The 16,871-nt window shown below is 71.9% G+C and carries 18 protein-coding genes; 4 read left to right on the forward strand and 14 right to left on the reverse strand.

What is annotated here, in order from left to right:
* Window positions 1–53: 53 nt before the first annotated feature.
* The 6 genes from NOD94_RS00485 to NOD94_RS00510 all read right to left on the reverse strand — a co-directional run bounded on the left by NOD94_RS00485 (window position 54) and on the right by NOD94_RS00510 (window position 6,419).
* Window positions 54–1,604, reverse strand: a complete 1,551-nt coding sequence (locus NOD94_RS00485) for a DoxX family protein (RefSeq protein ID WP_281203637.1) — start codon at window positions 1,602–1,604, stop codon at window positions 54–56.
* A 185-nt stretch (window positions 1,605–1,789) separates the two neighbouring features.
* Window positions 1,790–2,761: a 23S rRNA (guanosine(2251)-2'-O)-methyltransferase RlmB gene (rlmB, locus tag NOD94_RS00490; protein ID WP_281203638.1), complete on the reverse strand. Its 972-nt coding sequence runs from the start codon at window positions 2,759–2,761 to the stop codon at window positions 1,790–1,792.
* Window positions 2,762–2,855: 94 nt separating this feature from the next.
* Window positions 2,856–4,256, reverse strand: coding sequence for a cysteine--tRNA ligase (cysS, locus tag NOD94_RS00495; RefSeq protein WP_281203639.1), 1,401 nt, complete (start codon window positions 4,254–4,256; stop codon window positions 2,856–2,858).
* Between the two features lie 194 nt (window positions 4,257–4,450).
* Window positions 4,451–4,966 carry a 2-C-methyl-D-erythritol 2,4-cyclodiphosphate synthase gene (gene ispF, locus NOD94_RS00500; RefSeq protein WP_281203640.1) on the reverse strand — a complete coding sequence of 172 codons (516 nt, stop codon included), beginning with the start codon at window positions 4,964–4,966 and terminating at the stop codon, window positions 4,451–4,453.
* Window positions 4,956–5,702: a 2-C-methyl-D-erythritol 4-phosphate cytidylyltransferase gene (gene ispD / locus NOD94_RS00505; RefSeq protein WP_281203641.1), complete on the reverse strand. Its 747-nt coding sequence runs from the start codon at window positions 5,700–5,702 to the stop codon at window positions 4,956–4,958. The genes ispF and ispD overlap by 11 nt, the downstream gene beginning before the upstream one ends.
* Window positions 5,703–5,936: 234 nt before the next feature.
* A complete protein-coding gene (locus tag NOD94_RS00510) occupies window positions 5,937–6,419 on the reverse strand; it encodes a CarD family transcriptional regulator (protein ID WP_003953493.1) in 483 nt (160 codons plus the stop codon).
* 564 nt (window positions 6,420–6,983) lie between these two features.
* Here NOD94_RS00510 and NOD94_RS00515 point away from each other — a divergent pair.
* Window positions 6,984–7,673: a DUF461 domain-containing protein gene (locus tag NOD94_RS00515; protein ID WP_281203642.1), complete on the forward strand. Its 690-nt coding sequence runs from the start codon at window positions 6,984–6,986 to the stop codon at window positions 7,671–7,673.
* A 127-nt stretch (window positions 7,674–7,800) separates the two neighbouring features.
* Here the strand turns inward: NOD94_RS00515 and NOD94_RS00520 are convergent, their stop codons facing one another.
* Both NOD94_RS00520 and NOD94_RS00525 read right to left on the reverse strand, forming a co-directional pair.
* On the reverse strand, window positions 7,801–8,481 hold the full coding sequence (locus tag NOD94_RS00520; RefSeq protein WP_037795450.1) for a response regulator transcription factor: 681 nt from the start codon (window positions 8,479–8,481) through the stop codon (window positions 7,801–7,803).
* On the reverse strand, window positions 8,478–9,716 hold the full coding sequence (locus NOD94_RS00525) for an ATP-binding protein (RefSeq protein WP_281203643.1): 1,239 nt from the start codon (window positions 9,714–9,716) through the stop codon (window positions 8,478–8,480). The genes NOD94_RS00520 and NOD94_RS00525 overlap by 4 nt, the downstream gene beginning before the upstream one ends.
* Before the next feature lie 197 nt (window positions 9,717–9,913).
* On the opposite strand from NOD94_RS00525, the gene phoU reads away from it, so the two are divergent.
* On the forward strand, window positions 9,914–10,591 hold the full coding sequence (gene phoU, locus NOD94_RS00530; protein ID WP_042813786.1) for a phosphate signaling complex protein PhoU: 678 nt from the start codon (window positions 9,914–9,916) through the stop codon (window positions 10,589–10,591).
* Window positions 10,592–10,815: 224 nt separating this feature from the next.
* The gene (locus NOD94_RS00535; protein WP_281203644.1) at window positions 10,816–10,965 is read left to right on the forward strand and encodes a hypothetical protein; all 150 of its coding nucleotides are present in this window, start codon (window positions 10,816–10,818) and stop codon (window positions 10,963–10,965) included.
* A gap of 119 nt (window positions 10,966–11,084) precedes the next feature.
* Here the strand turns inward: NOD94_RS00535 and NOD94_RS00540 are convergent, their stop codons facing one another.
* The 4 genes from NOD94_RS00540 to NOD94_RS00555 all read right to left on the reverse strand — a co-directional run bounded on the left by NOD94_RS00540 (window position 11,085) and on the right by NOD94_RS00555 (window position 13,302).
* Window positions 11,085–11,558, reverse strand: a complete 474-nt coding sequence (locus NOD94_RS00540; RefSeq protein ID WP_281203645.1) for a hypothetical protein — start codon at window positions 11,556–11,558, stop codon at window positions 11,085–11,087.
* Between the two features lie 95 nt (window positions 11,559–11,653).
* Window positions 11,654–11,923, reverse strand: a complete 270-nt coding sequence (locus NOD94_RS00545) for a hypothetical protein (RefSeq protein ID WP_281203646.1) — start codon at window positions 11,921–11,923, stop codon at window positions 11,654–11,656.
* Window positions 11,898–12,389, reverse strand: a complete 492-nt coding sequence (locus NOD94_RS00550) for a hypothetical protein (RefSeq protein ID WP_281203647.1) — start codon at window positions 12,387–12,389, stop codon at window positions 11,898–11,900. The genes NOD94_RS00545 and NOD94_RS00550 overlap by 26 nt, the downstream gene beginning before the upstream one ends.
* A gap of 151 nt (window positions 12,390–12,540) precedes the next feature.
* Window positions 12,541–13,302 carry a phosphoglyceromutase gene (locus NOD94_RS00555; RefSeq protein ID WP_281203648.1) on the reverse strand — a complete coding sequence of 254 codons (762 nt, stop codon included), beginning with the start codon at window positions 13,300–13,302 and terminating at the stop codon, window positions 12,541–12,543.
* A 153-nt stretch (window positions 13,303–13,455) separates the two neighbouring features.
* Between NOD94_RS00555 and NOD94_RS00560 the strand changes: the two genes are divergently transcribed.
* A complete protein-coding gene (locus NOD94_RS00560) occupies window positions 13,456–14,808 on the forward strand; it encodes an MFS transporter (protein WP_281203649.1) in 1,353 nt (450 codons plus the stop codon).
* Between the two features lie 107 nt (window positions 14,809–14,915).
* On the opposite strand, the gene NOD94_RS00565 is transcribed toward NOD94_RS00560, so the two are convergent.
* Together NOD94_RS00565 and mshA are read right to left on the reverse strand one after the other, a co-directional pair.
* Window positions 14,916–15,446 (reverse strand): YbjN domain-containing protein, encoded by a 531-nt coding sequence (locus tag NOD94_RS00565; RefSeq protein WP_281203650.1) that lies wholly within the window; start codon window positions 15,444–15,446, stop codon window positions 14,916–14,918.
* Window positions 15,439–16,788, reverse strand: coding sequence for a D-inositol-3-phosphate glycosyltransferase (mshA, locus tag NOD94_RS00570; protein ID WP_281203715.1), 1,350 nt, complete (start codon window positions 16,786–16,788; stop codon window positions 15,439–15,441). Before mshA ends, NOD94_RS00565 begins: the two co-directional genes overlap by 8 nt.
* Between the last annotated feature and the right edge of the window lie 83 nt (window positions 16,789–16,871).

Genomic DNA, 16,871 nt, shown 5'->3' on the forward strand with positions numbered 1-16,871 from the left:
GAAGCGACCGACCCCACCGAAGCGAACCGGACCTTCAGCGGCGAACCGGACCGTCAGCCCAGGAGTCCGCCCACCAGCCCCGGCTTCTTCGTCGGGGTGTCCCCGCCACCGCTGCCGCTCTCGGGGCGGCTCCCCGAGGACGTGGACGGCGGCTTCTGCGGGCTGGACTGCTTCGGGGTACTGCTGCGCGGCGTCTGACCGCTGCCCGTGCTGCCGCCCTTGGTGGCGGAGGGGGTGCCGGCCCCCGTACCGGCGCTCTCGCGGGGCGGCGCGCTGCCGGCCCCGCTCCGGGCCGGCTTCGAGGCCGCCACCGACGGCGCCGCGGACGGCGACGCCGCCTGCTTGGACGGCTGCTGGCCCCGCACCGGCTCGGACTGCTTGACCGAGGCCTTCGGCAGCGGCGTACCCGGCAGGTAGTTGCTCGGGGCCTCACCCGGCCCGGGCACGGTGACGACGGTGGAGGAACGTACGGCCCCGCCGAGCAGCGAGCCGACGAGCAGGGTGAGCCCGCACACGACGGTGGCCATGACGGCCCCGCGCCGCAGGACCCGGCGCCGCAGCCGCCAGATCTCCGAACGCGGTCCCAGCGTGCGCCAGGCCTCGCCCGCGAGCCTCCCGTCGAGGGAGTAGACGGGCGCGCCCGCGATGATCAGCGGGCTCCAGGCGGCCAGGTAGATGATGTCGGGCGCGTCGTAGGCGGGGACGGTCTTCCAGCTCACCGTCATCAGCAGCGCGGCGGACAGCAGCGCCCCGATGCAGGCGGCGAACCGCTGCCACAGCCCGAACACCGTCAGGACGCCCACGATCACCTGGAGGAACGCCACGCTCAGCCCCGCCCCCACCGGGTGCGCGAGCGCGAAGTCGCGCAGCGGCTCCGCCAGCGCCCAGGGGTGCAGGGTCTGGAGCCAGGTGACCATGGAGCCGCGTTCGCCGCCGTCGAAGTAGACGGGGTCGCACAGCTTGCCCATGCCGGCGTAGATGCAGATGAACCCGAGGAAGACGCGCAGCGGGAGCAGCACCACGCCGAGGTTCATGCGGCGGCCGGGGTAGTAGGAGGCCTGGCCGCGGGCGTCCCCGGCCCGTCGGGAGTCGCCGTTGGGGTCGCCGCCGGGGTACTGCGGCGCGTACTGCTCGCGCGGCAGGTCCCGTACGGCGGCCAGGGGGCGGGTCTCCTCCGGGTCCCCGTAGCTGCGCTGACCGATGACGGTCGGCGTGGCGAGGGTGTCCTCGGCGAGGTCGTGGGCCAGGTCCACGCGCGGGATGACCTGGGTGGCGCCGCCGTCGTACTCGTCGTGGCCGCGGCCGGACTCCCGTACGGCCTGGAGGAGGCCGCCCGTCGCGGCGGCGTCGCCGGGGGCGGACCTGCCGCTCCAGACGACGGGCGCCCGGCGGCGGGTGGCTCCGGCGGCGGCGACCGCGGCGACGCCGAGGACGGGCGCGCGGCCGGGGGCATTCGCGGGCTTGGAACGCGCGCTCGGGCTCGGTGCGAGCCGCACGCGGAAGCTGGCGTGGTTGACGATGACCTGTGCGGGGTCGCACGGCACCTTGACCATGCTCAGCGCGGGCTGGTCGTCGAACCCTGACGTTCTGGTGTCCACACTCATCTAACCGAGTGATCAGTGTTTAGGACACTGCCTTGACATCAGGGATCTGTCCGAGACCCGTCAAGATCAAGTCGCCCCGCCCGGATCGGGCGGGGCGACACGCTCACGGGTCACTTCCCGTGAGCCAAGTGGATCAAGCCGGGCGGACGGGCCCGGCCCTGCCCGGGATCGGGCCCCGGCAGGGGTCAGGCGCGGCCGCGGTCGGCGCGGCGGCGGGCCGCCTCGTAGAGGACGACGCCCGCGGCGACACCGGCGTTCAGCGACTCGGCGCCGCCCGGCATCGGGATGCGCACCAGGTAGTCGCAGTTCTCGCCGACGAGGCGGCCGAGGCCCTTGCCCTCGGAGCCGACGACGATGACGACGGGACCGGCGAGCTGCTCCAGGTCGTTGACCGTGTGCTGGCCCTCGGCGGCGAGGCCGACGACGGTGATGCCGGCCTTCTTGTAGTCCTGGAGGGCGCGGGTCAGGTTGGTGACGCGCGAGACCGGGGTGCGGGCGGCGGTGCCGGCCGATGACTTCCAGGCACCGGCGGTCATGCCGGCTGCGCGGCGCTCGGGGATGACCACGCCGTGGCCGCCGAAGGCGGAGACGGAGCGGACGATGGCGCCGAGGTTGCGCGGGTCGGTGACCCCGTCGAGGGCGACGATCAGCGGGTCCTCGCCGTTGTCGTACGCGGCGGCCGTCAGGTCCTCCGGGTGCGCGTACTCGTACGGCGGGACTTGGAGGACCATGCCCTGGTGGTTGAGCCCGTTGGTCATCCGGTCGAGCTCGGGGCGCGGGGCTTCCATCAGGTTGATGTTGCCGCGCTCGGCCGCGAGCTGGAGGGCCTCGCGGACGCGCTCGTCGTTGTCGATGAACTGCTGGACGTAGAGGGTGGTGGCGGGGACGCCGTCACGCAGCGCCTCGAAGACCGGGTTGCGGCCGACGACCATCTCGCTGGTGCCCTTGGGGCCACCGCGGCGCGGCGCCGGGCGGCGCTTGGCGGCCTGGCGGGCGATGGCGTTGCTGATGCGGTTCGCCTTGTGCTTCTTGCGGTCCTCGGCCTTGGGCGTGGGGCCCTTGCCTTCCAGGCCCTTGCGCCGCTGGCCACCGCTGCCGACCGTGGCGCCCTTCTTGTTGGACGTGCGGCGGTTCCTGCGCTGGCTGTTCCCGGCCATGACCTCTACCTGTTTTCGTTGATGCTGCGATATGTACGTATGAAGAGTGTGCCGCCCGGAGCGCCGGGCGGCACAGTCGGACTGCTCCGGGGGCTCAGCGGGGGCCGAGCGTCCAGCGCGGACCCGTCGGGCCGTCCTCGACGACGAGGCCGGACTGCTGGAGCTGGTCGCGGATGGCGTCGGCGGTCGCCCAGTCCTTGCGGGCGCGGGCGGACTCGCGCTGCTCCAGGACGAGGCGTACGAGGGTGTCCACGGCGCCGTGGAGGTCCTCACCGCGGTCGGATTCGCCGGCCCAGTGCGGGTCGAGCGGGTCGAGGCCGAGCACGGTCAGCATGGCCCGTACCTCCGACAGGCGGGCGATCGCCGCGTCCTTGTCGTCGGCGGCGAGCGCGCTGTTGCCCTGGCGGACGGTGGTGTGGACGATGGCGAGCGCCTGCGGGACGCCCAGGTCGTCGTCCATCGCCTCCGCGAAGGCCGGCGGCACCTCGGCCGCGGCCTCGACGGGACCGCCCGCCTTCTCGATGACGCGCTGGTAGAAGCCCTCGATGCGGGCGAAGGCGGACTCCGCCTCGCGCAGCGCCTCCTCGCTGTACTCGATCATCGACCGGTAGTGCGGGGTGCCGAGGTAGTAGCGCAGCACGATCGGGCGCCACTGCTTGACCATCTCGGAGACGAGGACCGAGTTCCCGAGGGACTTGGACATCTTCTCGCCGGACATGGTGACCCAGGCGTTGTGGACCCAGTACTTCGCGAACTCGTCGCCGAAGGCCTTGGCCTGGGCGATCTCGTTCTCGTGGTGCGGGAAGATCAGGTCCAGGCCGCCGCCGTGGATGTCGAAGGCCTCGCCGAGGTACTTGTGCGCCATGGCGGAGCATTCGAGGTGCCAGCCGGGACGGCCGCGGCCCCACGGCGTCTCCCAGGAGGGCTCGCCGGGCTTGACGGACTTCCACATGGCGAAGTCGCGCGCGTCGCGCTTGCCGGTCTCGCCGGTGCTCTCCGGCTGGCGGATGTTGTCGAGTTCCTGGCGGGACAGCGAGAGGTAGCCCGGGAAGGACTTCACGTCGAAGTAGACGTTGCCCTCGGACTCGTAGGCGTGGCCGCGCTCGATGAGCCCGCGCATCATCTCGACCATCTCGGTGACGTGTCCGGTCGCGCGGGGCTCGTAGGTGGGCGGGAGGCAGCCGAGGGCGGAGTAGCCGTCGTTGAAGGCGCGCTCGTTCTCGTAGCCGATGGACCACCAGGGGCGGCGCTGCTCGGCGGACTTCGCGATGATCTTGTCGTCGATGTCCGTGACGTTGCGGATGAAGGTCACGTCGTAGCCGCGGTACGCGAACCAACGGCGCATCATGTCGAAGTTCAGGCCCGACCTGATGTGGCCGATGTGCGGAGCGGCCTGCACGGTCGCGCCACAGAGGTAGATCGAGACACAGCCCGGAACGAGCGGGGTGAAGTCACGGATCTGCCGGGCGCTGGTGTCGTACAGGCGAATAGTCACGGCATCCAGGGTAGTGCGCCTCTAGCAGTGCCCCGCGACCCTTTGGGGGCCCGGGGGTGGGGTTTGCCGCCGGAGCGGTGCGGACGGGGCGCGCACGGGGTCCCGTACGGGCGGTTTTCCCGGTTGGTGCCGGATGCGCTCCGCCACCGCACGGGCGGGGCCCCGGCCGGACACCTGCCCGGCGGGGCCCGGGCTCAGGCCCGGCTCGTCCGGTGGACGAGGGCGGTGGCAATGGCGGCGAGCCCTTCGGCCCGGCCGGTCAGGCCCAGACCGTCGGTGGTGGTGCCGGACACCGAGACGGGGGCGCCCGCGGCGGCCGAGAGCGCCTTCTGCGCTTCTTCGCGCCGCTTGCCGACCTTCGGACGGACACCGATCACCTGGACGGCGATGTTGCCGATCTCGAAGCCCTCGGCCCGGACGATGCGGGCGGCTTCCGCCAGAAGGGTGACGCCGGAGGCGCCGGACCACTGCGGACGGGAGGTGCCGAAGTGCGCGCCGAGATCGCCGACACCGGCGGCGGAGAAGAGGGCGTCGCAGGCGGCGTGCGCGGCGACGTCACCGTCGGAGTGCCCGGCGAGGCCGTCCTCGCCCTCCCACAGCAGACCGGCGCACCACAGCTCGCGGCCCGCCTCGAAGGCGTGCACGTCGGTGCCGATGCCGACGAGCGGCATCACGGGCGCGGCGGGCGCGGCGGCGGGGTCAGTAGGCATCGGTGGCCCTCCTGCGGGCGAGTACGGCCTCGGCGAGGACGAGGTCGAGCGGACGGGTGACCTTGAAGGCCTCTTCGTGGCCGGGGACGGTCACGACGGTGACTCCGAGGCGTTCCACCATGCCGGCGTCGTCCGTGGCGCCCTCACCCAGGACGGCGATCTCGCGGTGCGCGCGCAGCAGGGTCTCCAGGTCGAAGCCCTGGGGGGTCTGGACGGCGCGCAGCCGGGCGCGCTCGGGGGTGGCGACGACCGGCTCGGGCTCGCCGGGCCCACCGGGCTCGACCTCCTTGACGGTGTCGGCCAGCGGCAGCGCGGGGACGACGGCGGGGGCACCGGCCCGGACGGCGTCGATGACGTTGTCCACGGTGTCGACGGGGACGAGCGGGCGGGCCGCGTCGTGGATCAGTACGGAGGTGACGTCCTGCGGCAGCGCGTCCAGGCCGGCGCGCACCGACTCCTGGCGGGTCTCCCCGCCGGGGACGACCAGGACCTCGGTGCGTTCGGGCAGCGCGTGCTCGTCCAGCAGGTGGCGTACCTCGGCGGCCCCGTCGGAGGGGGCGACGACCACGACGAGGGACACGGCGCGGGAGCGGGCCATGGCGCGGACGGCGTGGATGAGCATGGGCGTCCCGCCGAGGGCCCGCAGGGCCTTGGGGGCACCCGGGCCGAGGCGTACCCCGCGGCCGGCGGCCGGGATGACCGCGGCCGTGCGGTGGGGACGCAATTCGTCAGACATCAGTAGCTCCGAGCCAGGTTTGTGACTTCGGCCGACATGGGTATGGCCTGAAGCGTGCCGGGTGCGACGCCCCTCGCCCCTTCCGTGACGACCGGTCGAGCAGGGCTGCCCGAACCCGGCACGCCAAGAAAAAAGGTGTGGGTACAGACATGCCGCAGCGCCCGGCAACAGCTCCCTCGCGGAGGAGAGAGCTTGTCATCGGGCACCGCGGCACAACTGTGTACGGTTTTCGCGTCAGGACGCGAGAACCTCGTCGAGGAGGGCCTCGGCCTTGTCCTCGTTGGTGTTCTCCGCGAGCGCGAGCTCGCTGACGAGAATCTGGCGAGCCTTCGCGAGCATGCGCTTCTCACCCGCGGAGAGTCCGCGCTCGCGCTCACGACGCCACAGGTCACGCACCACTTCGGCGACCTTGATGACATCGCCAGAAGCGAGCTTCTCCAGATTTGCCTTGTAGCGCCGGGACCAGTTCGTCGGCTCTTCTGCATACGGTGCGCGGAGCACCTCGAAGACCCGGTCCAGCCCGTCCTGGCCGACTACGTCGCGAACGCCGACGAACTCCGCATTGTCCGCAGGCACACGAACCGTCAGGTCGCCCTGGGCGACCTTGAGCACCAAGTAGGTCTTGTCCACGCCTTTGATCTGGCGAGTTTCGATGGCCTCGATCAGCGCGGCCCCGTGATGGGGATAGACCACGGTGTCGCCAACCTTGAACGTCATGTGACAGGTACCCCTTCCGTGGCTATCCAGGGTAACACGAGAACTGACTGTTATGAATGGCGTTTTCGCAGGTCAGGGCACATCTCGGGGCTTGACAACAGCGACTCGAACGTGCTGCGAAGGGCTTCCGGAGGGGGGTATTCGCAGGTCGGAGGTGTTGTGCGGACCGGGCGAAACGACCACGTTACACCTGGCGGACCAGTCCACAGGAGTGACGTACGTCCCGTTTTGCCGGGTTCCGAAGCCGGAAACCGAAGTACTCCGTTCGACTGGCGGCCACCCGCACGGAGCGGGATCCGGCCCAATCCGCAATTGATCACGGAGCGGCGTTCGAGGGAATCCCGGAATTGATCACCGGGGATCACCGGGCGGCCCGCCGGCGATATCCGGAATGCAAGATCGCCGGAGTGGTCCAGGGCCGTGCGTCCGCTGCGGAGGGTCGGGTGCGGGGCCGGGGCGGCGGCTCGGTAACCTAAGCGCGCTGACACACCCTTAGGGCGGCTTTACCTCGGCCGTCCCGAGCGTCCACCCTTCCGTCCGTACGTCCTAGGAGTTGCCGCCGCCGTGAGCCGCAGCCTTCGACGCGGCGCCCTCGCCGCTTCTGCCGTCGTGTTCTCGATCGCTTCGCTCGCCGCGTGCGGTGCGGGCAACGACGCGCAGACTCTCCAGATCAAGCCGGACAACGCCGCCACCACCAAGGGCGACATCCAGATCCAGAACGCCTTGGTGATCACCCAGGCGGAGAAGGAAAAGAAGGGCCCGGCAGTCGTCTCCGCGACCGTCTTCAACAACGGCACCAAGGCGCAGACCCTGGAGGGCATCACCCTCAAGGGTGGCAAGTCCAAGGTCGTCCTGAAGGCGGCGGAGGGCACCGGCAAGATCACCGTGCCCGCCGGCGGCTCCGTGGTGCTGGGCGGCAAGGGCAACGCCTCGGCCGTGATCGAGGGCGGCCGCACGGCCGTCGAGGACGGCAACGTGCAGGAGGTCGTCTTCGACCTGAGCAGCACCGGCGACGTCGCGCTCCAGGCCTTCATCGTCCCGGCCTCCGGCATGTACGCGGGCTACGGCCCGACCGAGGCACCGGCAGCGCCCTCCGCCGGCCCGTCCGCCTCCCCCTCCGGTTCGCCCTCCGGGGTGCCCGCGAACGCGCCGTCCGGGTCCCCGTCCGGCTCCCCGTCCGGTTCGCCCTCGGGCGCCGCGGGCGCGCCGTCGGGCAAGCCGTCCGGCTCCGCCTCGCACAGCGCCGGCCACTGAGGCCTCGCCGCGGGACGCACCACGTACACGGGGAAGGCCCCCAGCCGATGCGGCTGGGGGCCTTCCCCGTTGTCGGCGGGGGCGCTCCGGTGTTCGGCGCGACCCCGGTGTTCACGGCGCTCCGGGTCTACGGCTCGAACTTGTAGCCCAGGCCGCGGACCGTCACCAGGTAGCGCGGCGCCCCCGGGTCGGGCTCGATCTTGGCGCGCAGGCGCTTGACGTGCACGTCCAGGGTCTTGGTGTCGCCGACGTAGTCCGCGCCCCACACCCGGTCGATGAGCTGCATGCGGGTGAGCACGCGGCCCGCGTTGCGCAGCAGCATCTCCAGCAGGTCGAACTCCTTCAGCGGGAGGTCCACCTTGCCCCCGCCGACGGTGACCACGTGCCGGTCGACGTCCATCCGTACCGGACCGGCCTCCAGGGCCGCCGGGGTGACCTCCTCCGGCTCGCCGCGGCGGCGCAGGACCGCGCGGATGCGGGCGACCAGCTCCCGCGAGGAGAAGGGCTTGGTGACGTAGTCGTCGGCTCCTATCTCCAGCCCGACGACCTTGTCGATCTCGCTGTCCTTCGCGGTCACCATGATCACGGGGACGTTGGAGCGGCCGCGCAGCTGCCGGCAGACCTCGGTGCCGGGCAGGCCGGGCAGCATCAGGTCGAGGAGGACGAGGTCGGCGCCGTTGCGCTCGAACTCGTCGAGCCCGTCGGGCCCGGTCGCCGCGATCGCGACCTCGAAGCCTTCCTTGCGGAGCATGTAGGACAGGGCGTCGCTGAAGGATTCCTCATCCTCGACGACGAGCACTCGGGTCACGGAAGGACCTCCGGGGCAGGGATGACTGGTTCTGGTTCGGGCAGGGGTCGGGCGGGTGCTGCGGCCGGCGCGGGGGCCGGCGCGGGTGCCTCGGGGAGTCGCAGGGTGAACGTGGAGCCCTGGCCCTCCGAGCTCCATACCGACACCTCCCCGCCGTGCGAGGCCGCCACGTGCTTCACGATCGCGAGGCCGAGGCCGGTTCCTCCCGTGGCACGGGAGCGGGCCGGGTCCACGCGGTAGAAGCGCTCGAAGACGCGCTCGCGGTCCTTCTCCGGGATGCCGATGCCCTGGTCGGTCACGGCTATCTCGATCAAGTCTCCACCCGGCGCGGTCACCCGGCGCGCGGCGATGCCGACGCGGGTGCGGGCCGGACTGTAGTTGACGGCGTTCTCCACCAGGTTGCCGAGGGCGGCCGCCAGCTGCCCCCGGTGTCCCCATACCCGCAGGTCGGCGGTGCCGCCGGCGGCCATGGTGATCTGCTTGGAGGTGGCCGTGTGGCGGCAGCGGTCGATGGCCTCGGCCACCAGCGTGTCCACGCGTACGGGCTCGGCGTCCTCCAGTGCCTCGTCGTTCTGCACCCGGGAGAGGTCGATCAGTTCCTGTACGAGGTTGATCAGGCGGGCCGACTCGATCTGCATGCGGCCCGCGAAGCGGCTGACCGCCTCAGGGTCGTCGGAGGCGTCCATGACCGCTTCCGACAGCAGGGAGATGGCTCCCACGGGGGTCTTCAGCTCGTGCGACACGTTCGCGACGAAGTCACGGCGCACCGCCTCGATGCGGCGGGCCTCCGTGAGGTCCTCGACGAGCAGCAGCACGAGCCGGGAGCCCAGCGGGGCGACGCGCGCCGAGACCGCGAGGGCCTCGCCGCGGCCGGTGCCGCGCCTCGGGAGGTCGAGTTCGATCTGGCGTATCTCTCCGTCCCTGCGGGTGTCGCGGGCCATGTGGAGCATCGGTTCCACGGCGAGCTTCCCGCCGCGGACCAGTCCGAGGGCGTACGCCGCCGAGCTGGCCTTGACCACCGCGTCGCCCTCGTCGAGGACGACGGCGGAGGAGCGGAGCACGGAGAGGACCGTGTCCACGCCGGGCGGGAGGACCGCGTTGATGTCGGGGCGCATGGAGCTCCGGGTGGGGCGGGCCTGGTCGCGCTCGCTCCAGCGGAACGCCAGCATCGCGATCACACCGGTGCAAAGACCGGCGATCGCTGCAGCTGCGGCGACCGCCGCGTTCACGTCCATGCATCCAGGTTAAGCAGGCACGACGGCACTTCCACAGCCGTTCGGGTGGCACCTCGAACACTCGTCGCCCAGAGTTCACCCTGGCGACGGGGTTGATTCACTTGTGATGCCGGAGTCGGACGCGTTCAGGGCCGAACGTGTCAACGTGGGGCAAGAAGCCACGCAGCAGTAGGCGAGTCGGCGAGAGAGGGACACCAATGCGGGACGCGTACCACGAGGAACTGGACTCGATCGGAGAAAGCCTGGTCGAGATGGCCCGGCTCGTCGGTTCCGCGATCGGGCGGGCCACCACCTCCATGCTCGACGCCGACCTGAAGCTCGCGGAGAGCGTCATCGCCGCCGACCAGAAGGTGGACGACCTCCAGCACGACCTGGAGGCCCGCGCGATCGCGCTGCTGGCCCGCCAGCAGCCGGTCGCCACGGACCTGCGCATCGTCGTCACGTCGCTGCGGATGAGCGCCGACCTGGAGCGCTCCGGCGACCTCGCCCAGCACGTGGCGAAGCTGGCGCGACTGCGCTTCCCGGACCGCGCCGTGCCGCGGGACCTGCACGCCACCATCCTGGAGATGGGGCAGCTGGCGCAGCGGCTGATGGCGAAGGCGGCCGAGGTCATCATCACGAAGGACGTCGACCTGGCGCTCCAGCTGGAGCAGGACGACGACGAGATGGACCAGCTGCACCGCACGCTGTTCCAGCACCTGATGGACGACCGCTGGAAGCACGGCATCGAGACGGCGGTCGACGTGACGCTGCTGGGCCGCTACTACGAGCGGTTCGCGGACCACGCGGTGTCGGTCGCGAAGCGCGTGGTCTACCTGGTGACGGGCGAGCACGCGGACGAGCTGCAGCAGCCGACGCAGGTCGACGGGGTCTGACAACGGGGCGGCGGGGGCCGGGACTTCGGTCGCGGGTTCTGTCGCGGAGCCGGTCGCGGGTTCGGCGGGCACCGTCGCGGGTTCGGCGGCGCGGTCGTTCGAACCCCGTGTGCGGCGGCTCGCCCCAATGCGCCGTTGACGCGCCGGTGTGGCTGGGCATGAATGAGGCGAAGGCAACCGCGTACCCGTACGACCTGCCGTGCGTGCCCCCACGAGGAGGATCCATGCCCGATTCCCCCGTCCCCATCACCCCGGAACAGGAGCAGCCGCAGCGGCCCGAGCCGCTGCGCCTGCCCCTGCTCGCGGCCTGCGGCTGCGGATCGGGCTGCGGCTGCGGCTGCCAGTCCGGTGCCCCCTGCCAGTGCGGCGGCTGAACCCGGCCGTTCCGGAAGGGCCCCTTCCCGTGTCCCGGGGAGGGGCCCTTCGCCTTGCCGCCGCCGGGTCCTGCCGGAGGTTCGATCGCCCGTGACGGGGTTCAGCCGCCGCTACGGGTTCAGTCGCCGGTGTTGGTCGCCCAGACCGGCCGACCGCCTCCGTCGTAGACGACGACGTTGCCGTCGTCCTGGACGGCCAGGTAGCGGCCCCTCCTCCAGGTCCCGGCCGCCCAGACGGGGTTGCCGGACCGGTCGTAGACGACGAAGTTGCCGTCCTCCTGCATGACGGCGGTCTCGGCCTTGGGCCACACGTCGGGGGCCTGCCAGACGGGGTTGCCGTCCTTGTAGAGGACGAAGTTCCCGTCGCCCTGCACGCGCAGGACGGTCCGGCCGTTGCCGGAGGTCCACGCCTGGTTCTTGCGGAGGGTGGCGGGGGCGTGGAAGTGGGCGTCGCTGCGCGCGACACCGGGCCCGGCGGGGGCGGCGAGGGCGGCAGGGGCCGCGGGGGCGGCGTCGGCCGGTACGGAGGCCATGACGGGTAGCAGGGCGAGGGCGAGCGCGGGCAGACCGCGCCGCACGAAGTTCTTGATCATGACCGAGGTTGTAGCCGCGCACCGAGCCCCCGGCCCAGCGCAGAAACGAATCGATCACCCGTACGGCCGATCAACTTCAACGCCGAAACGGCACTTCACGCGGGCCCGAGCCTTGCGGCCTCCGGCACGGTGGCCTCGTAGAGGGCCAGGATCCTCTCCTTGCCGTCCTTCAGCGCGAACGTCACCCCTCCGTCCCCGGGATGGGGACGTCGGTGATCGAACCCACCGGGAAGGATGTCGACCGGAACGCTCTCCGGGAAGGCCGCGCAGTAGGTCACGTACCGGTCGGCCGTGGTTCGGGAGTCGGGATCGCGGCGCCGCCGCAGGTGCTCGCAGGCATCACACACCACGGGCCTTCGGCGCATGCGGGTCACTCCTTCTCGTTCTTGAGGCGGCGACCGCGGCGACGGTCCAGGCCGCCACCCACACGCCGCCGACCAGCAGCGCCGCGAGCGCGGTGGGCAGGTGGGGAGGGCGTGCCCCCAGCGCCGGTGCCAGGCCCGCCGCGCGGGCGCCGAAGCCGAGAACGCCCGCTCCGACCATCGCGATTCCCGCCCAGGAGACGATGAGCGCCGGCCATCGGACGAGCCGGGTACGGGGCAGGCGGAGCAGGAGCAGCGCGACGACGGCCATCAGCAGGCCGAGGGCCGCGTTGGCCAGCTGGGCGGTGCCGACGTCGGCGACGCCGGCGTAGGCCGCGGTCGGCGCGGGAAAGCCCGGCATTCCCAACTCGCCCTTCCTCGCAAGGTCCACCTTGCTGACGGTGTAGGCGAGGGCGCCGAGGCACGCGGTGAGGCCGGCGGCCACCTGCTTCTTGCGGGATCGGGTCATGAACCCATCCTGCGGCGACCGGCGACCGCCCCACATCGTGCGCTCGGACCGCCCCCCTCCCCCGCCCGGGGGAGGCGCACCGGTACCCGGGAACGCGAAAACGCCTCCCGCCCCGCGCCGTACGCGCGGGTGGGAGGCGTGATCGCGACGATTACTTCTTCTTGCCCTGGTTCTTGACGGCCTCGATGGCGGCCGCGGCGGCGTCCGGGTCGAGGTAGGTGCCGCCCGGGTTCAGGGGCTTGAACGCGGCGTCCAGTTCGTAGGCCAGCGGGATGCCGGTCGGGATGTTCAGGCCGGCGATGGCCTCGTCGGAGATCCCGTCCAGGTGCTTGACCAGGGCGCGGAGGCTGTTGCCGTGGGCGGCGACCAGGACGGTGCGGCCGGCGAGGAGGTCCGGGACGATGCCGTCGTACCAGTACGGCAGCATCCGGACGACGACGTCCTTGAGGCACTCGGTGCGCGGGCGCAGCTCCGGCGGGATCGTCGCGTAGCGCGGGTCGCCGGACTGGGAGAACTCCGTGCCGTCCTCGAGGGCCGGCGGCGGGGTGTCGTACGAGCGGCGCCACAGCATGAACTGCTCCTCGCCGAACTCGGCGAGGGTCTGGGCCTTGTCCTTGCCCTGGAGGGCGCCGTAGTGGCGCTCGTTCAGGCGCCAGGAGCGGTGCACCGGGATCCAGTGGCGGTCGGCGGCCTCCAGCGCGAGCTGGGAGGTGCGGATCGCGCGCTTCTGGAGCGAGGTGTGCACCACGTCGGGGAGCAGGCCGGCGTCCTTGAGCAGCTCACCGCCGCGGACCGCCTCCTTCTCGCCCTTTTCGTTGAGATTGACGTCCACCCAGCCGGTGAACAGGTTCTTCGCGTTCCACTCGCTCTCGCCGTGACGGAGCAGGATCAGCTTGTACGGTGCGTCGGCCATGCGTACGAGCCTAATGGACTCCCCGGGGCACTCGCGCGCGGCGTGGACGGCCTTCGATTGACGGATGGTGACAATCGAGTGGCCGTCGAAGGATCTTGGATCGTAATGTGCCGAGACCGATAGAGCCACTTACGCGTCCCCGGGGGGATCCTTATGTCCGTTGAGAGCCTGAGACGGGCTGCCCGGGAGAGCGTGTCGGGTCTGCCGAGGGCGTTCTGGTGGCTGTGGGCGAGCACGCTGGTCAACCGGCTCGGGGCCTTCGTCGCCACTTTCATGACCTTGTACCTGACCTTGGACAGGGGCTACTCGGCCACGTTCGCGGGGCTCGTGGTCGCCTTGCACGGGCTCGGCGGGGTGGTCTCGTCGCTGGTGGCGGGGGTGATGACCGACCGGCTGGGTCGGCGTCCGACGCTGCTGGTGGCGCAGGCGTCCACGGCGTTCTCGGTGGCGCTGCTGGGGTTCATGGAGCATCCGGCGGCGATCGCGGCGGTGGCCCTGCTGGTCGGGATGACGTCGAACGCCTCGCGGCCGGCGGTGTCGGCGATGATGGCGGACATCGTCCGGCCCGAGGACCGGGTACGGGCCTTCGCGCTGAACTACTGGGCGATCAACCTCGGCTTCGGGATCAGCGCGGCGGTGGCCGGTCTGGTGGCGGAGTACAGCTACCTGGCGGGTTTCCTGGGCGAGGCGGCCCTGACGCTGGTGTGCGCGGTGCTGGTCTACGTGAAGCTGCCGGAGTCGCGGCCGGAGCGGAGCGCCGTCGGGCAGGGGTTCGCCGCCGAGCCGGAGGTCGGCATGGGGACGGTGCTGCGGGACCGCCGGTTCATGGGGGTCGTCGGGCTGTCCTTCGTCATTTCGCTGATCTTCACCCAGGGCTCGGTGGGGCTGCCCGCGGCGATGGGTGCGGCCGGGTTCTCGCCGGCCGAGTACGGCCTGGTCATCGCGGCCAACGGACTACTGATCGTGGTGCTCCAGATCCCGGTGACGCGGTTCATCGAACACCGGGACCCGCGCAAGCTGTTGGTGGCCTCGGCGCTGCTGGCCGGGTACGGGTTCGCGATGACGGCCTTCGCGGGGCCGCTGTGGGCGTACGCGCTGACGGTGTGCGTGTGGACGCTGGCGGAGATCGTGAACTCGCCGACCCAGATGGGGCTCGTCGTCCGGCTGTCGCCGGTGCACGGGCGGGGGCGCTACCAGGGGATGTACACGATGTCCTGGGCGGTGGCCTCGCTGGTGGCCCCGCTCATGGCCGGGATCGTCCTGGACCGGCTGGGCGCGGACTGGCTGTGGGCGACCACCGGGGTGCTGGGTACGGTCGCGGCGCTGGGGTACTGGCTGCTGATGCGGAACCTGCCGGAGGACGCCGGGTCCGGCGGGAAGGGCGAGCGGGCCGAGCGGGCCGAGCGGGCTGTCGGCGGGAAGGGCGAGCAGGCGGTCGCGGTCGAGGCGGTCGCCGTCGTGGGCGCGGGTGACGCGAGGTCGGTCGCGGCGGCGCCGGCGGCATAGCCCCGGCTCCCCACGGGAGCCGGCTCGCGCCGGCGGCGGGCTTCCGGCGGCGTCGGACTTCCGGCGTCAGGCGTCAGACGTCCGGCGGCGTCAGACGTCCGGCGGCGTCAGGCGTCCGGCGGCGTCGCGTCGTCAGTCGCCTCTTCGCCCGTGCGGGACGGCCGGGTCAGGTGCTTGAAGGCGTCCAGGTTGCGGGTCGACTCGCCGCGGGAGACGCGCCACTCGTACTCGCGCCGGATCGCGCCCGCGAAGCCGAGCTCCAGCAGGGTGTTGAAGGCGCCGTCGGCGGCCTCCAGGACGGTGCCCAGCAGCCGGTCGAGGTCGTCCGGGGTGATGACGGACAGCGGGAGGCGGGCCGTCAGGTAGACGTCGCCGAGCGAATCGACGGCGTAGGCCATCCCGTACAGCTTGAGGTTGCGCTCCAGCAGCCAGCGGTGGACGCCGGCCTCGTTCTCGTCCGGGTGACGGATAACGAAGGCGTTGACGGAGAGGGAGTGCTTGCCGACGCGCAGGGAGCAGGTGGTGCTCAGCTTGCGCGTACCGGGGAGCTGGACGACGTACGAGCCCGGTTCGGGGCTCTCCCAGCCCAGCTCCGCGCCGGTCAGGACGCTCTCGATGATCGCGGCGGTGTCAGCCATGGTGGGAGCGTACGCGACGGCGATGATCATGCATGGCCGCGGTGTAGACGTCGGCGGTTCCGCCGGCGGCGGTGTCCCAGCCGAAGAACTGCGCGTGCCGCGCGGCCTGCCCGCCCATGCTGTCGGCCAGCCCCGGTTCGTCGACGAAGCGGCGCAGCTCACGGGCGTAGTCCACCGGGTCGTGGCCGGGTACGAGGATGCCCGTGACCCCGTCGTTGACGGCGACGGGCAGGCCGCCGACCGCGGCGGCGAGGACCGGCGTACCGGCGGCCTGGGCCTCGATGGCGACGAGCCCGAAGGACTCGTTGTACGACGGCATGACCAGCACGGACGCGGCGCGGAACCAGTCGGCGAGCCGGTCCTGGTCCACGGGCGGGTGGAAGTGCACGAGGTCGGCGATGCCCAGCTTCGCGGCGAGCTTCTGCAACCCCTCCGGCTTGGCGAGGCCGCTGCCGCTGGGCCCGCCGACGACGGGGACGAAGAGGCGGCGGCGCAGTGAGGGGTCCTGGCCGACCATCTCGGCGACGGCCCGCAGGAGGATGTCGGGGGCCTTCAGCGGCTGGATGCGGCCGGCGAAGAGGGGGATCACGGCGTCCTGCGGGAGGCCGAGGCGGGCGCGGGCGGCGGCCCGGCCGTCGGCGACGGTGAACCGGTCGAGGTTGACGCCGGGGTGGACGACGGCGACCTTGCCGGGGTCGGCCTCGTAGTGGCGCACGAGCTCGTCGGCCTCCTCGGCGGTGTTCGCGATGAGGCGGTCCGCGGCGGAGACGATCTGGGTCTCGCCGATGACGCGGGCGGCCGGCTCGGGGGTGTCGCCGACGGCGAGCGCCGCGTTCTTGACCTTGGCCATGGTGTGCATTGCGTGGACGAGGGGGACGCCCCAGCGTTCGGCGGCGAGCCAGCCGACGTGGCCGGAGAGCCAGTAGTGGGAGTGGACGAGGTCGTAGTAGCCGGGGCGGTGACCGGCCCAGGCCTGCATGACGCCGTGAGTGAAGGCGCAGAGCTGGGCGGGCAGCTCCTCCTTGGCGAGGCCCTCGTACGGGCCCGCGTCGACGTGCCGGACGAGGACGCCCGGGGCCAGGTCGACCACGGGCGGCAGGCCGCCGGTGGTGGCCCGGGTGAAGATCTCGACCTCGATGTTGATCGCGGCGAGCCGCTTGGCGAGCTCGACGATGTAGACGTTCATGCCGCCGGCGTCACCGGTGCCGGGCTGGTGCAGCGGTGAGGTGTGCACGCTGAGCATGGCGACGCGGCGCGGCTTGCGGTGGTGGCCGACGGCCGGCAGGCGCAGCCGGGGCGTGTCGTGGCGGGTGCTGCGGGCGGCGGCGATGCGTCCGCTGATGCTGCCGCCGAGACGGGACACGTACTGGCTCAAGGGAGCAGTTCCTCTCGCTCGGACGACGCGCTGGGACGACGCGCACGGAC

The sequence above is a fragment of the Streptomyces sp. Isolate_45 genome (assembly GCF_024721315.2).
Taxonomy (GTDB): Bacteria; Actinomycetota; Actinomycetes; order Streptomycetales; family Streptomycetaceae; genus Streptomyces.